The sequence below is a fragment of the Streptomyces mutabilis genome (genome assembly GCF_046628145.1).
Classification (GTDB): domain Bacteria; phylum Actinomycetota; class Actinomycetes; order Streptomycetales; family Streptomycetaceae; genus Streptomyces; species Streptomyces mutabilis.
The window spans coordinates 3,456,478-3,470,993 of the sequence record NZ_CP176874.1; the positions used below are offsets into that span (position 1 = coordinate 3,456,478).

Below are 14,516 nucleotides of genomic sequence, written 5' to 3' on the forward strand. Positions count from 1 at the left end.
CAGGTCCAGGACGCGGTCTAGTACGACTTGGGCAGGCCCAGGGTCTGGTGGGAGACGTAGTTGAGGATCATCTCCCTGCTCACCGGGGCGATGCGGGCCACGCGCGACGCCGTGATCAGCTGGGCGAGCCCGAACTCGCGGGTGAGGCCGTTGCCGCCGAGGGTGTGCACGGCCTGGTCGACGGCCTTCACGCAGGCTTCTCCCGCGGAGTACTTGGCCATGTTGGCGGCCTCACCGGCGCCCGTGTCGTCACCGGCGTCGTAGAGGTGGGCGGCCTTCTGCGTCATCAGGCGGGCCAGTTCGAGGTCGATGTGGGCCTGGGCGAGCGGGTGGGCGATGGCCTGGTGGGCACCGATGGGGGTCTTCCAGACGGTGCGCTCACGGGCGTACTCCAGGGCGCGGGAGAGCGCGTAGCGACCCATGCCGATGCCGAACGCCGCGGTCATGATGCGCTCGGGGTTGAGTCCGGCGAAGAGCTGGAGGAGGCCCGCGTCCTCGTCGCCGACGAGGGCTTCGGCGGGCAGCCGTACGTCGTCGAGGGTCAGCTCGAACTGCTTCTCCGCGGCGTTCAGTTCCATGTCGATCTGTCGGCGCTCGAAGCCGGGGGTGTCGCGGGGGACGATGAACAGGCAGGGCTTGAGCCTGCCGGTGCGGGCGTCCTCGGTGCGGCCGACCACGAGGGTGGCGTCGGCGATGTCGACGCCGCTGATGAAGACCTTGCGGCCGGTCAGGAGCCAGTCGGTGCCGTCGCGGCGGGCGGTGGTGGTGATGCGGTGGCTGTTGGAGCCCGCGTCGGGTTCGGTGATGCCGAACGCCATCAGGCGGGTGCCGTCGGCGAGGGACGGGAGCCAGTCCCGCTTCTGGGCGTCGGTGCCGAAGCGGGAGATGACGGTGCCGCAGATCGCCGGGGAGACGATCATCATGAGCAGGGGGTTGCCGGCGGCGCCCATCTCCTCCAGGACGAGGGAGAGTTCGGTGATCCCGCCGCCGCCTCCGCCGTAGGCCTCGGGGAGGTTGACGCCGATGTAGCCGAGTTTGGCGGCTTCCTGCCAGAACTGCCGGTTGTCGGTGCCGAGGGTGCGGGGGTGGTTCCTGGCGAAGGTGGATACCGCTGTGCGGAGGGCTTTGTGGTCTTCGGATTCGATGGTGGTGGCCATGGGCTTCCTTCCGGGTGCGGGAGCGTCGTGGCTGGTCGCGCAGTTCCCCGCGCCCCTAGGGCGCTTGCACTACCGCCAGTAGAGAGCCGACCGTGACCTGCTGACCTGGTACGGCCTTCAGTTCCGTCAGCGTGCCTGTGGCCGGGGCGGTGATCCGGTGTTCCATCTTCATCGCCTCCAGCCACAGGAGGGGCTGGCCGGCCTGGACGGTCGTGCCCTCCGTCAGGCCCTCCGCGACGCGGACGACCGTGCCGGGCATGGGGGCGAGGAGGGAGCCGGGGGCGTGCTGGGCGGTGGGGTCGGGGAAGCGGGGCAGGGCGGTGAGGAGGGTGGTGTTGACGTGGATCCGGTCGTCGCCGTAGCGGGCGACGTCGTAGCGGCGCCGTACGCCGTCGGATTCGAGGACGACGAGGCGGGCGTCGGCGTGGACGACGCGTACGCCGTCCGCGGTGAGGCCGGTGCGGGTGTGGCGGTAGCGGACCTCGTGCTCCTCGCCCGCCATGGCGTACCGCTTGACCTGGGGCTGTGACGGGACGTTCCGCCAGCCGCCGCCGAACCGGGAGCGGCCGTGGGCGTCGGCGAGGGCGGCGGCCAGGGGCGCGAGGGGATCCGGGGCGGGAGACGTCAGGTCGGCCAGGTGGCGGTCGTAGAAGCCGGTGCCCATGCGGGCGGACGTGAACTCCTCGTGCCGCAGGGAGCGTACGAGCAGGTCCCGGTTGGTGACCGGGCCGTGGACCGCCGCCCGTTCCAGGGCGCCGGCGAGGCGGCGGACGGCCTCCGCGCGGGTGGGCGCGTGGGCGACCGCCTTGGCGATCATCGGGTCGTAGTGGACGCCGATGTCGTCGCCGTCGGTGTACCCGGTGTCCAGGCGGATGCCGTCGGGGACGGCGAGGCGGTGCAGTCGGCCGGCCTGCGGGGCCCAGCCGTTCGCCGGGTCCTCGGCGTACAGGCGGGCCTCGACGGCGTGGCCCCGCGCGGGCGGGGGGTCGGTGTCCAGGGCGTGGCCCTCGGCGATCCGGATCTGGAGGGCGACGAGGTCGACGCCGAAGACGGCCTCCGTGACGGGGTGTTCGACCTGAAGGCGGGTGTTCATCTCCAGGAAGTGCGCCCTGCCGTCGGCGACCAGGAACTCGACGGTCCCGGCGCCGACGTAGCCGACCGCGCGGGCGGCGCGGACGGCCTGCCCGTACAGGTCCTCGGTGAGCGGGGCGCTCAGGCCCGGTGCGGGGGCCTCCTCGATGACCTTCTGGTGGCGGCGCTGGAGGGAGCAGTCGCGGGTGCCGAGCGTCCACACCGTGCCGTGGGTGTCGGCGAGGACCTGCACCTCGACGTGGCGGCCACCCTCCACGTAGGGCTCGACGAACACCTCGCCTTCGCCGAAGGCGCTCGCGGCCTCCGCGCGGGCGGCGGTCAGTGCGGCGTCGAGGTCGGCGAGGCGCCGTACGACGCGCATGCCGCGTCCGCCGCCGCCGGCCGCGGCCTTCACCAGCACCGGCAGGTCGGTCTCGGTGACGTCGGTGAGGGGCGCGATGCCGAGCAGTTCCTTGGCGCGGGTCTTGGACGCCATCGCCTCGATCGCCTCCGGCGGCGGACCGATCCACACCAACCCGGCGTCGGTGACGGAGCGCGCGAAGTCGGCGTTCTCGGAGAGGAAGCCGTAGCCGGGGTGGACGGCGTCGGCGCCGGCGGCGACGGCGGCCTTCACGACCAGGTCGCCGCGCAGATAGGTGTCGGCGGAGGCGGCGCCCGGCAGCCGTACCGCCGCGTCGGCCACGCGCGCGTGCAGGGCGTTCTCGTCCGCGTCCGAGTGCACGGCGACCGTCCGGATGCCCGACTCGCGGCAGGTGCGGAAGACGCGGCAGGCGATCTCGCCCCGGTTGGCGACGAGGACAGTACTGATCACAGTGGTTCCCTCACATCCGGAAGACGCCGAAGCCACCGCGTGCGCCCTCGTAGGGTGCGGTGTGGACGGCGGACAGGCACAGGCCGAGGACGGTGCGGGTGTCGCGCGGGTCGATGACGCCGTCGTCGTAGAGCCGCCCGGACAGGAACATCGGCAGCGACTCGGACTCGATCTGCTGCTCCACCATGGCGCGCAGCGCGGCGTCGCCCTCGTCGTCGTACGGCTGCCCCTTCGCGGCGGCCGACTGGCGGGCCACGATGGAGAGCACGCCGGCGAGCTGCTGCGGGCCCATGACGGCGGACTTGGCGCTGGGCCAGGCGAAGAGGAAGCGGGGGTCGTAGGCGCGGCCGCACATCCCGTAGTGCCCGGCGCCGTAGGAGGCGCCCAGGAGGACGGAGAGGTGCGGGACGCGGCTGTTGCTGACCGCGTTGATCATCATCGCGCCGTGCTTGATGATGCCGCCCTGCTCGTACTCCCTTCCGACCATGTAGCCGGTGGTGTTGTGCAGGAAGAGGAGCGGGATGTCGCGCTGGTTGGCGAGCTGGATGAACTGGGCGGCCTTCTGCGACTCCTCGCTGAACAGCACCCCCTGGGCGTTGGCGAGGATGCCCACCGGGTAGCCGTGCAGGGCTGCCCACCCGGTCGTGAGGCTCGTCCCGTACAGCGGCTTGAACTCGTCGAAGTCGGAGGCGTCGACGATCCGGGCGATGACCTCGCGCGGGTCGAAGGGGGTCTTGAGGTCGCCGGGGACGATGCCGAGCAGGTCCTCCGGGTCGTACTTCGGCGGCTCGGCGAGCGGCGGATCGGCGTACGCCTTGCGGTGGTTGAGCCGGGCGACGACGCGGCGGGCCTGGCGGATCGCGTCGGGCTCGTCGACGGCGAAGTGGTCGGCCAGCCCCGAGGTGCGGGCGTGCATCTCGGCGCCGCCCAGCGACTCGTCGTCGCTCTCCTCGCCGGTCGCCATCCTGACGAGCGGCGGCCCGCCGAGGAAGACCTTCGCTCGCTCCTTGACCATGATCACGTGGTCGGACATCCCGGGGACGTACGCGCCCCCCGCCGTGGAGTTGCCGAAGACGACGGCGATCGTCGGGATGCCGGCCGCGGACAGCCGGGTGAGGTCGCGGAAGATCGCGCCGCCCGGGATGAAGATCTCCTTCTGCGACGGCAGGTCGGCGCCGCCGGACTCGACCAGGCTGACGCAGGGCAGCCGGTTGGCGAGGGCGATGTCGTTGGCGCGCAGGGCCTTCTTCAGCGACCAGGGGTTGCTGGCGCCGCCGCGCACGGTCGGGTCGTTGGCGGTGATCAGGCACTCGACGCCCTCGACTACGCCGATGCCGGTGACGAGGGAGGCGCCCACGGTGTACTCGCTCCCCCAGGCGGCGAGCGGTGACAGCTCGAGGAAGGGCGTGTCGGGGTCGAGGAGCAGCTCGATGCGCTCGCGGGCGAGGAGCTTGCCGCGCTTCCGGTGCCGGGCGACGTACTTCTCGCCGCCGCCCGCGACGGCCTTGGCGTGCTCGGCGTCCAGGTCGGCGAGCTTGGCGAGCATGGCCTCGCGGTTGGCCCGGTGGTCGGGGGCGGTGGGGTCGAGGGCGGAGGCGAGGACGGTCACGGCTGTACCTCCGGGCTGACGGTCACAGGAGAACCTCCGGTATGTCGACGTGCCGGGCGCGCAGCCATTCGCCGAGCGCCTTGGCCTGCGGGTCGAATCGGGCCTGCGCGGCGACGCCCTCGCCGAGGATGCCCTCGACGACGAAGTTCAGGGCGCGCAGGCCGGGGAGGGCGTGCCGGGTGACGGGCAGGTCGCGGGCCTCGGGGATCAGCTCGCGCAGCCGGTCGGCGGTCAGTTCGTGCGCGAGCCACCGCCAGGCCTCGTCCGTCCGCGCCCATACGCCGACGTTGGCGTCCCCGCCCTTGTCGCCGCTGCGGGCACCGGCGACGAGGCCGAGGGGTGCGCGGCGGGTGGGGCCGGCTGGGAGCGGTGGCGGCGGAGGCGGTTCCGGTACGGCTTCGAGTACGGCCGTGTCCTTCGCGGGCGCCACCGGCACCCGGCGCCCGTCGTGCAGGACGGCCACGTGGTCCACGGCGTCCTGCGGGACGTGGGCTGCCTCGAAGACGCCGTAGGGGGCGCCCTTGCCCGGAGGCGCCAGGACGTGGAAGCCGGGGTAGCTGGACAGGGCCAGTTCCACGGCGGCTCCGCTCAGCGCCCGGCCGGCCTTCTCCGGGTCGGGGTCGCGCACGACGAGCCGCAGCAGGGCGCTGGCCGTCTCCTCGGTGCCGGCGTCGGGCCGGTCGGTGCGGACGAGGTCCCAGCGCACGTCGGCGACCTCACCGAGGGCGGGTTCCATCTGGGCGCGGACCAGCGCGGCCTTGGCCTCGACGTCCAGTCCGGTCAGGACGAAGGCGACCTCGTTGCGGAAGCCGCCGAGCCGGTTGAGGCCGACCTTGAGCGTGGGCGGCGGTGCCTCGCCCCGCACCCCGTCGATCCGTACCCGGTCGGGTCCGTCCTGGGTGAGCCGTACGGTGTCCAGCCGGGCGGTGACGTCGGGGCCCGCGTACCGGGCGCCGCCCGTCTCGTACAGCAGTTGGGCGGTCACCGTGCCGACGTCGACGAAGCCGCCGGTGCCGTCGTGCTTGGTGATGACGCAGCTCCCGTCGGCGTGCACTTCGGCGAGCGGGAAGCCGGGCCGCCGCACGTCACCGTCCCGGAAGAACGCGTAGTTGCCGCCGGTCGCCTGCGCCCCGCACTCCAGCACGTGCCCGGCGACGACGGCGCCCGCCAGCCGGTCGTGCTCCGTCGGCTGCCACCCGAAGTGCGCGGCGGCGGGCCCGGTGACGAGGGCGGCGTCGGTGACCCGCCCGGTGACGACCACGTCGGCGCCCGCGCGCAGGCACTCGGCGATGCCGAAACCGCCGAGGTAGGCGTGCGCGGCCAGCGTCCCCGGGTGGGCGGCGGTCAGGTCGTCGCCCTCGACATGCGCGACCCGCACGGGGATGCCGAGCCGGTCGGCCAACGCCCGTACGGCGTCGGCGAGTCCGGCCGGGTTGAGCCCGCCGGCGTTGGCGACGATCCTCACGCCCCGTTCGTGGGCGAGGCCGAGGCACTCCTCCAGCTGCCGCAGGAAGGTGCGGGCGTACCCGGCGTCCGGGTTCTTCAGCCGGTCGCGGCCGAGGATGAGCATGGTGAGTTCGGCGAGGTAGTCGCCGGTGAGGACGTCCAGGGGACCGCCGGTGAGCATCTCGCGCACGGCGTCGAAGCGGTCGCCGTAGAAGCCGGAGGCGTTGCCGACGCGGAGCACGCTCACCGAACGGTTCCCTTCGGTGGGCGTCCGGCTCCCGGTGGTCCGGCGAAGGCCTGGGCGATGTCCAGCCAGCGGTCGGCGTCCGGGCCCTCGGCGGTGAGGGCGAGGTCGGTGCGGTGGGCGCGCTGGGTGGCCAGGAGGCAGAAGTCGAGGGCGGGGCCGGTGACGCGCTGCGGAGCGTCCTCGGGGCCGTACGTCCACAGGTCGCCACCGGGGCCGGTCAGTTCGACGCGGAACTGCTCGGCGGGCGGGGTGAGTCCGTGGGCGGCGTGGGCGAAGTCCCGGGCACGGACGCCGATGCGGGCGATGTGCCGCAGGCGGTCGGTGGGCGGACGGGTGACGCCGAGCGTCTCGGCGACGTCGAGGCCGTGGGCCCAGGTCTCCATCAGGCGGGCGGTGGCCATGGAGGCGGCGGCCATGGGCGGGCCGTACCAGGGGAAGCGGGTGCCGGGGGGCGAGGCGCGCAGCGCCTTGTCGAGGGCGGCGCGTCCGTCCCGCCAGGCGGCCAGCAGCTCGGCCGGCTCCCGCCGGGCACCCTCCTCGGCGCCGTCGTCGACGTACCGGTCGGGCGCGGCGAGGGCCTGGTCGACCAGGGCGCCGAAGCCCTCCTCGTCGGTGACGGCGACCAGGGCGGCCCGGTCGGTCCAGGCCAGGTGCGCGATCTGGTGGGCGATCGTCCAGCCGGGCGCGGGGGTGGCGAGCCGCCACTCCTCGGGGCTCAACCGGGCGACCAGCGCGTCGAGTTCCTCGCTCTCCTCGCGCAGGTCGTCGATCACGGGCGTCGGGTCGGACACGGTCGCTCCCCTCGGGCACGGCGGTGTGCGGGGTGGTGCCGGGTGGAGCATCGCAGGGGTGGGCTTAACAATCAAGCATGCTTGCATGATTTTGGGCGAAGGCCGTCTCCCGAAGCACCCGAGCTCTCACAGCCCGGAACCGGTCACCGCGTCCGCCCTCTCACTCCGCCGGCCAGACCGTCAGATCCGTGGCGAGGAAGCCGATGTCCGGCATCGCGGTCGACTTCGTCTGGATGACCATCAGCGCGATGTCGCCGTTGCGGTGCTTGACGCAGATCTCGCTTCCCGCCGCCTTGTCGGCCAGCAGGAGTTCATGGGAGGCCTCCGAGTCGGAGGTCAGCCGACGGCACGTCTCGTACGTGGCGCCGGGGCCGAGGACGTTGTGAACCATGACGCTGGTGTCGCTCGTCAGCTCGCAGCCCGCGCTCTCGCAACCGAAGCGGATGTCGCCCTTGCGGTCCTTGCTCTCCTCGCCGTTGTGAAGGATCAGCGAGTTGTCGTGGGTCAGCAACGGGGTGAGGTAGACGTGAGCCTGCGGAGCAGTGGCCCCCGCCGTGAGACCGTCGGCCCCCGTGTCCGACGCGCCGGCGGACGAGGCGGCACCCGGCCCGATCGACGACGCGTCGGTCTCCCCGGCCGGGGCCGACCCCTTCGCCTGCGGACGGGGCGTCCCGGACGCGGACGCCGCCGTGTCCCGGGTGCGGTCCCGTACCGCGTCCCACGCCGCGTCGAAGACCGTCCATGCCGCGGTGATCGCGAGCGCGCCCGCGGCCAGGGCTGCGCCCGTGATCAGCGCGACGCGTCTCCGGCGGCGCCCGCGCTCCTTTGGGCCGTCCTGCCGCTGCGGCGCGGTCGTGCCGTACGGACCGGCGGGCCACTGTGCCGCGCCCGGCCACTGCGCGACGGCCTGCTGCGGAGCCGTCCACGGTCGCGTGTGCCCCACGGTGGGGTCCAGGACCGGAACCGAGGCCGCGGCGGTCGCCGGGCCCGTGGCCGCGACCGGCGGCGGGACCGTCACCGGCGGCCCGGCGATCTCCTGCCACACGGCCGGGCCCGCCTCTTCCCCGTCGTCCCGGCCCAGCTCCCGGCGGCACCACTCGACGACCTCGACCGGGGTGGCCCGGTCCTCGGGGTCGGCGGCCAGGCACCGGCCGAGCAGGTCGCGCAGGCGTTCGGGCAGCTCGGACAGGTCGGGCTGCGAGTGGACGATCCGGTACAGCACGGTGGCGGCCGGCCCGTCGCCGTACAGCGGCCTGCCCAGCGCCGCGAACGCGGCCGTCTGCCCGAGCGAGAAGATGTCCGTCGCCGCCGTGACGTCGCCCCCGGACGCCTGCTCGGGCGCCATGTACTGGGGGGTCCCGATGGCGGCGCCCGTGGCGGTGTGCGCGGTGCTGTCGGCGGCGACCGAGATGCCGAAGTCGATGACGCGGGGGCCGTCGGAGGCGAGCAGTACGTTCGACGGCTTGAGGTCCCGGTGCACGATGCCCGCACCGTGGATGGCCTGCAGCGCCTCCGCGACCCCCGCCATCAGCCACAGCACCGCCGGCACCGGCAGCGGCCCGCTCCGGGCGACGGCGCCCGACAGGGAGGGCCCGGGTACGTACAGCGTGGCCAGCCAGGGCGGGATGCCGTCGGCGTCGGCGTCGATCAGTTCGGCGGTGTAGGCGCCCTTGACCTTCCGGGCCGACTTGATCTCCCGGCCGAAACGCCGCCGGAAGGTCGGATCGTCGGCCAGTTCCGACCGTACGACCTTGATGGCCACGGGCCGGCCGCCCCGGGTGTGCGACAGGTAGACCCGCCCCATGCCGCCCGCTCCGAGACGGGCGGCGAGCCGGTAGCCGCCCACCGCGCGCGGATCGTCGTCCTGCAAGGGCTGGAAGACCTCGGCCGGGTGGTTCATCGGTTCCCTCCCCATGATCCCGATGAGATGACCAGGTCCGCAGCCTATGTGCTGGAGGTGACGGCCGGTCGGGCCGGGGTCCTACGGCAGGTCCGGGACCGCCTTCGCCCGCCGCCGCCCCACCTGGGTCCGCACCGCCCCCATGCTCGCCGCGATGACGAGTGCGATGGCGGCGGCCTGGGTCGCGGACAGGGCCTGGTCGAGGATGAGGAAACCGGCCGCCGCGGCGATGGCGGGCTCCAGGCTCATGAGGATGGCGAAGGTGGGGGCCGGCAGGCGGCGCAGGGCGAGGAGTTCGAGGGTGTACGGCAGTACGGAGGAGAGCAGCGCGACCCCGGCGCCCAACGCCAGCGTCACCGGGTCGATCAGCTCGGCGCCCGACTCGGCGATGCCCAGCGGCAGGAACAGCACCGCGCCGACCGCCATCGCGAGGGCCAGCCCGTCGGCCTGCGGGAAACGGCGGCCGGTGCGGGCGCTGAAGAGGATGTACGCCGCCCACATGACCCCCGCCGCGAGTGCGTAGGCGGCACCGACCGGGTCGAGGCTGTCGAAGCCGCCGCCGCTGAGCAGGAAGACGCCGGCCAGGGCGAGCCCGGCCCAGACCAGGTTGACCGCGCGCCGCGAGGCGAAGACGGACAGGGCGAGCGGGCCGAGCACCTCCAGGGTGACGGCGGGGCCGAGGGGGATGCGGTCGACGGCCTGGTAGAAGAGGCCGTTCATGCCGGCCATGGCGATGCCGAAGACGACGACCGTGCCCCAGTCGGCCCGCGAGTACCCGCGCAGCCGGGGCCGGCAGACGAGCAGCAGCACGACGGCGGCGACCGCCAGCCGCAGCGTCACCACGCCGAGCGCACCGGCCCGCGGCATCAGGCTCACCGCCAGCGCGGCACCGAACTGCACGGACAGACCGCCGGCCAGGACGAGACCGACGGGCCCGAGGGCCCCCCACCGCCCGCCCTGCGCGCCGTCCGGCGCGGGGGCCCGACCGGCGGCCTGACCGGTGGCGGGCGCTGCCCCGGGGCCCGCCGGGGAAGCGGTGGCGGCCGGGGTGGGGGTGCCGGGGGTAGCGCTGGGGGTACTCACGGGTGCTCCGGGACGGTCTGCGGGACGGGTTCGTTCATCGAGCTGTACGGCACGGTCCACGGTAGTGGACCAGGACAGGCGCGTACGCCTGCCATGCAACTGTCGCGGGCGGGGAACGCCGCTGTCAACGGACATCCGGTCCGTGGGCGCCCTCCCCCGGATCGGCCCGCCCGCCGAGGAGGTAGCGTCCGCCCTGTGAGACGACTCATTGCCCGCCTGTGGCGCCTCCTGCGCCCGTTCCAGAGCCGTGTGATGTGGCTGCTGCACACGAAGTACGTGGTCGGCGTGACCGGCGTGGTCCGCGACGACGAGGGCCGGGTCCTGCTGCTGAAGCACCGGATGTGGCCGCCGGGCCGCCAGTGGGGTCTGCCGAGCGGCTTCGCGCGCAAGGGCGAGGACTTCCGGCGGACGGTGGTCCGCGAGGTGCGGGAGGAGACCGGCCTCGACGTGGAGGTGGGCCGCCTGGTCATGCTGAACAGCGGCCTGCGCACCCGCCTGGAAGTGGCCTACGAGGCCCGTCTGCTCGGCGGCGAACTGCGCATCGACCCGTTCGAGATCCTGGAGGCCCGCTGGTGCCGACCGGACGACCTGCCCGAGGACGTCCAGCCGGTGTGCCGTCCGCTGGTGCGGGGCGAGACGGCTCCCTGAATCACTTTCGCGGGACGTGTCGAAAGCGCCGGCCCCCGGTCGACGCAAGGGTGAAGGCACACTCCACGACCCGAGGAGCACCCCCATGACCACCACCGTGACCGCGGACCTGGCCATCACCCTCGACGGCTACGTCGCCGGCCCGAACGTCACCCTCGACAACCCGGGCGGTGACGGCGGCGAGCCGATCTTCGACTGGATCCACACCCTGGCGAGCTGGCGGGAACGCCAGGGCATGACCGGCGGGGTGGAGAACCGCGACTCGGAGCTGGTCCGGGAGTGGTTCGACGCCACGGGCGCGGTGGTCATGGGCCGGATGATGTACGACACGGGCGAGGAGTTCTGGGGCGAGGACCCGCCCTTCCGCACCCCGGTCTTCGTCCTCACCAACCGTCCCCGCCCGACCCTGGCCAAGAAGGGCGGCACCACCTTCACCTTCGTCACCGACGGCATCCACAGCGCCCTGGAGCAGGCGAAGACCGCCGCCGGGGACCGCAACGTCGACATCGCGGGCGGCGCGGACACGGTGCGGCAGTACCTCGGGGCCGGTCTCGTCGACGAGCTCCAGCTCCACGTGGTCCCCACGCTCCTCGGAGCCGGACTGCGGCTCTTCGAGGGGCCGGGAGCGGTCCGCCGCGACCTCGAACCGGTCCGGGTGGTGCACACTCCCCTGGCCACCCACCTGAAGTACCGCCTCGGGCAGTGATCCGGAGAGCGGCCGGCGCACCGCGAGGGCCCCTCAGGCAGCCATCAGCGCCGCCAGGGCGCGGTCCATCGCGGCGTTGAACTCTTCCGGCGTCAGCGGCAGCCGGGACTTGACGTCCCGACTCCATCGGTCGGCAAGGACCTCGGCGGAGCCCGCCTCGACACCGTCGAGCGCCGCGTCGGCCAGGTCCGAAGGAGCGATCTTGTCCACGGGCCAGCCCGCCGCCATGTCGGTGTCGGCCAGGCCGAGGTGTACCGCTGTGACGAGCGTGCCCTGCTCGGCGAGCTCCAGGCGAACGCCGTTGGTCATGGCCCAGGCGGCGGCCTTGGTCAGGTGGTAGGCATTGGCGCCCGCGCCCCCGAACCACGACATGGCGGAGAGGACATTGACGATCGCGCCCCCGCCGTTCCTGGCGAGCACCGGCGCGAACTCCCGGACCATTCCCAGGTGGCCGAACATGTTGGTCTCCAGCTCGTGCCGCACCGAGTCCAGCGAACCGGTCACCAGATCGGTTCTCGTATTGATTCCCGCGTTGTTGATGAGTAGCGAGACGTCCGGGGCGGCCTCGGCGGCGGCCCTCACGGATGCCGGATCGGTGATGTCGAGGGGCAGCACCTCGACCCCGGGCAGGTCCACGGTCTCCGGCCGGCGGGCCGTCGCGTAGACCTTGTGGGCGCCCCGTTCGAGCAGGCGCGTGGCGAAGGCGCGGCCCAGGCCGCGGTTGGCTCCGGTGACAAGGGCGACGGAGTCGTTGATATCCATGCCCGGTACGCTAAAACCTGACGCTGACGTCAGAGGCAAGTGCTGGCCCTCAGGACCGGGACGAGAGGAATCACCATGACCGTCACGGAGGCTGCTGCCGAGCGGCTGCTCCGCATCGGCGAGGTGGCACGGGGCGCCGGTGTCTCGGTACGCGCCGTGCGCTACTACGAGCAGCAGGGGCTGCTCACCGCGGAGCGCAGCCCGTCCGGCCAGCGCCTCTACCGGCAGGACACCGTCACCCTGGTCCGCTTCTTCCAGCAGATGTTCGCCGCCGGTCTGACCAGTCGAAGGATCGCGGAACTCCTTCCGTGCTGGGACACCGGGCACACCGACGCCGAGCAACGAGCCATGCTGCGCGCCGAGCGCGACCGCATCCAGGCCAAGGTCGACGACCTGCAGGCCACCCTGGACCGCCTCGATGAGGTCATCGCGATCACGGACACGCACCCGTAGGCGCGGTCGGTCGGACGTCGCACCGGCGATCTACGGCTGGAGCACCAGTGGCCCAAGTGGCCCTAGTGGGCGATGCCCCCGCCGCCCATCACAAGGTCCAGGTCCTCGCTGTCGTCGAAGGTCTCCCCGTAGAGCCTGACGACACCTTCGGCGGACGGCCCGTCGCCCGTGCCGGGCAGCAGCCACGCGGAGCCGTCGGTCGTGTCACCGCCCAGCTCGGCCACCACCAGCTCGGCACGGCGGTCGCCGTCCAGGTCGGTGAGGGCCACCTCCGAGCCGAAGCCCGTCCGCTCGCCCGAGCCGGGGAAGGTGCCGCCCTCGAAGACCCGGGCGCCCTCGCCGGTCAGTCCGTCCGGGCCGCCCGCCAGGAACAGCACCTGCTCGGGGCCCGGTTCGGCGTACGGGTCCCATCGCGGCGCCCCGGCCGCCACGTCCGCGTATCCGTCACCGTTCACGTCCCCGGTGTCCAGGGAGATGAAGCCGGCGTCCTCGTCCTGGGGCTCCTCGCCGGGCACGCCCGGCGTGTCGCGGTCGATCGTCGTCCTGCGCTTGCCCGGCCCCGATTCCGACCCGTACACCACCGTCACCGAGCTGCGGCTCGCGTCGCCGCCCCGGGGGCTGAGGACCAGGTCGCCGTAGCCGTCGCCGTCCACGTCACCGACGGCCGCCGTCGCCGCGTCGGGGAGGTCCACTCCGTCGGGCCGGGTGAGGCCGTTCGGGCCGCCCTCGAAGTAGCCGACCGGCCATGGCGTCTCGGACCAAGTGGCGTCCGGGGACCAGGCGTTGTGGAAGGTCACCAGCTCGTCGGCGCCGTCGCCGTCCAGGTCCCCGGCGACGAGGTCGACGTAGTTCGCGGAGTCGACGTTCCCCGCGGGCCGGCGCGGTGCCGGCACGGCGGCCGTCTCCGCCGGGGTGCCGTCCCGTTCGAACGGCCCCTTGAGCAGCCCCTTCCCGGAGCCCAGCCCGAAGACCAGATCGGTGTGCCCGTCGCCGTCGAAGTCACCGGCGGCGAGCTGCTCGTCCAGGATCGGGTCGATGTCCCAGGAGACGTGGCTGGTGTCCGTCCCCGGCACCCGGGTGGCGCGGGACAGCCCGTCCGCAGAGCCCCACATGACGATCACGCTCGGCTCCCAGTCGAAGACGGCGGCGGCGAGGTCGGTGTACCCGTCCTCGTCGAGGTCGCGGGCGACCACGTCGGACCCGAAGAAACTCTCGTCGCGGTTCCTCCCCGGTATGCCGGGGTCGTCCTGCGTGAGGTGCTGACAGCGCGTCGGTCCCGTCCCGTCCCCCGCCCCGTACGCCACCTCGATGCTGCTGCCTCCGGCCCCGCCCTCCACGTCCCCCTGCGAGCCGAAGGCCAGGTCGGGGTGGCCGTCCCCGTCGAAGTCGGCGGCGGGGGCGGTCTCGGCCGACGCGGGCCGCTGGGTCACCGGCGCGGTGCCGTGCACCGAGGTCCGGCAGTCGTGCGGCGCTGCGACGTCGGTCGCGGAGTCACCCGCGATCACCACACCCGTGACGACGGCCAGCGCGACAATGGCCGCGCCGCCCACCACGAACCACTCCCGCTCACCGACGCGCCGCCGCGCCCCTCCCCCTCGACCACCCGAACCGTCCATACAGACGATCACGCAGCGGCTGCCCGGCACGGTTCCGGTCAGGCCGGGTCGGCGCCACTGCCTCCCGGCCGCTCGGCGACGAAAGAACCGAGGCCGGGCTCCGTGTGAGTGAGCCCCTCTTCGCGCAGTGTCCGCAGGACCTTGTGGGGCGACTGGCGGAATGCCTCGCCGACGTCCTGAGAGTGGCCGGGAGCC

General features: G+C 73.4%; 12 protein-coding genes. 3 read left to right on the forward strand and 9 right to left on the reverse strand.

Annotated elements, in window-relative coordinates; all coding sequences use genetic code 11:
* Positions 1-17 precede the first annotated feature (17 nt).
* The 7 genes from ACLIN4_RS15335 to ACLIN4_RS15365 all read right to left on the reverse strand — a co-directional run bounded on the left by ACLIN4_RS15335 (position 18) and on the right by ACLIN4_RS15365 (position 10,136).
* Positions 18-1,157: an acyl-CoA dehydrogenase family protein gene (locus ACLIN4_RS15335; protein ID WP_107478121.1), complete on the reverse strand. Its 1,140-nt coding sequence runs from the start codon at positions 1,155-1,157 to the stop codon at positions 18-20.
* A 55-nt stretch (positions 1,158-1,212) separates the two neighbouring features.
* Entirely contained in the window at positions 1,213-3,060 is a 1,848-nt protein-coding gene (locus ACLIN4_RS15340; protein ID WP_411575899.1) for an acetyl/propionyl/methylcrotonyl-CoA carboxylase subunit alpha, read from the reverse strand.
* A gap of 10 nt (positions 3,061-3,070) precedes the next feature.
* Positions 3,071-4,669: an acyl-CoA carboxylase subunit beta gene (locus ACLIN4_RS15345; RefSeq protein ID WP_307652624.1), complete on the reverse strand. Its 1,599-nt coding sequence runs from the start codon at positions 4,667-4,669 to the stop codon at positions 3,071-3,073.
* Positions 4,670-4,691: 22 nt separating this feature from the next.
* On the reverse strand, positions 4,692-6,362 hold the full coding sequence (locus ACLIN4_RS15350) for an acyclic terpene utilization AtuA family protein (protein ID WP_382023177.1): 1,671 nt from the start codon (positions 6,360-6,362) through the stop codon (positions 4,692-4,694).
* A complete protein-coding gene (locus ACLIN4_RS15355) occupies positions 6,359-7,153 on the reverse strand; it encodes a TIGR03084 family metal-binding protein (RefSeq protein ID WP_179342485.1) in 795 nt (264 codons plus the stop codon). Before ACLIN4_RS15355 ends, ACLIN4_RS15350 begins: the two co-directional genes overlap by 4 nt.
* Before the next feature lie 160 nt (positions 7,154-7,313).
* Entirely contained in the window at positions 7,314-9,053 is a 1,740-nt protein-coding gene (locus ACLIN4_RS15360; protein ID WP_107478125.1) for a serine/threonine-protein kinase, read from the reverse strand.
* An 81-nt stretch (positions 9,054-9,134) separates the two neighbouring features.
* Positions 9,135-10,136, reverse strand: a complete 1,002-nt coding sequence (locus tag ACLIN4_RS15365) for an EamA family transporter (RefSeq protein ID WP_289908129.1) — start codon at positions 10,134-10,136, stop codon at positions 9,135-9,137.
* Positions 10,137-10,331: 195 nt separating this feature from the next.
* Here ACLIN4_RS15365 and ACLIN4_RS15370 point away from each other — a divergent pair, with 195 nt between their 5' ends.
* Positions 10,332-10,784 (forward strand): NUDIX hydrolase, encoded by a 453-nt coding sequence (locus ACLIN4_RS15370; RefSeq protein WP_107477816.1) that lies wholly within the window; start codon positions 10,332-10,334, stop codon positions 10,782-10,784.
* Positions 10,785-10,869: 85 nt separating this feature from the next.
* The gene (locus ACLIN4_RS15375; RefSeq protein ID WP_107477815.1) at positions 10,870-11,490 is read left to right on the forward strand and encodes a dihydrofolate reductase family protein; all 621 of its coding nucleotides are present in this window, start codon (positions 10,870-10,872) and stop codon (positions 11,488-11,490) included.
* 33 nt (positions 11,491-11,523) lie between these two features.
* On the opposite strand, the gene ACLIN4_RS15380 is transcribed toward ACLIN4_RS15375, so the two are convergent.
* Complete coding sequence (locus ACLIN4_RS15380) at positions 11,524-12,252, reverse strand: SDR family oxidoreductase (protein ID WP_107477814.1); 729 nt, start codon at positions 12,250-12,252, stop codon at positions 11,524-11,526.
* Positions 12,253-12,327: 75 nt separating this feature from the next.
* Here ACLIN4_RS15380 and ACLIN4_RS15385 point away from each other — a divergent pair, with 75 nt between their 5' ends.
* Positions 12,328-12,705 carry a MerR family transcriptional regulator gene (locus ACLIN4_RS15385; RefSeq protein WP_107477813.1) on the forward strand — a complete coding sequence of 126 codons (378 nt, stop codon included), beginning with the start codon at positions 12,328-12,330 and terminating at the stop codon, positions 12,703-12,705.
* A 62-nt stretch (positions 12,706-12,767) separates the two neighbouring features.
* Here ACLIN4_RS15385 and ACLIN4_RS15390 read toward each other — a convergent pair whose 3' ends face one another.
* A complete protein-coding gene (locus ACLIN4_RS15390; protein WP_411575900.1) occupies positions 12,768-14,321 on the reverse strand; it encodes a VCBS repeat-containing protein in 1,554 nt (517 codons plus the stop codon).
* Positions 14,322-14,516: the final 195 nt, after the last annotated feature.

Coding starts and splice junctions, on each gene's coding strand:
- ACLIN4_RS15335 (WP_107478121.1), bottom strand. CDS start 1,157: ATGGCCACCACCATCGAATCCGAAGACCACAAAGCCCTCCGCACAGCG.
- ACLIN4_RS15360 (WP_107478125.1), bottom strand. CDS start 9,053: ATGAACCACCCGGCCGAGGTCTTCCAGCCCTTGCAGGACGACGATCCG.
- ACLIN4_RS15375 (WP_107477815.1), top strand. CDS start 10,870: ATGACCACCACCGTGACCGCGGACCTGGCCATCACCCTCGACGGCTAC.
- ACLIN4_RS15380 (WP_107477814.1), bottom strand. CDS start 12,252: ATGGATATCAACGACTCCGTCGCCCTTGTCACCGGAGCCAACCGCGGC.
- ACLIN4_RS15385 (WP_107477813.1), top strand. CDS start 12,328: ATGACCGTCACGGAGGCTGCTGCCGAGCGGCTGCTCCGCATCGGCGAG.
- ACLIN4_RS15390 (WP_411575900.1), bottom strand. CDS start 14,321: ATGGACGGTTCGGGTGGTCGAGGGGGAGGGGCGCGGCGGCGCGTCGGT.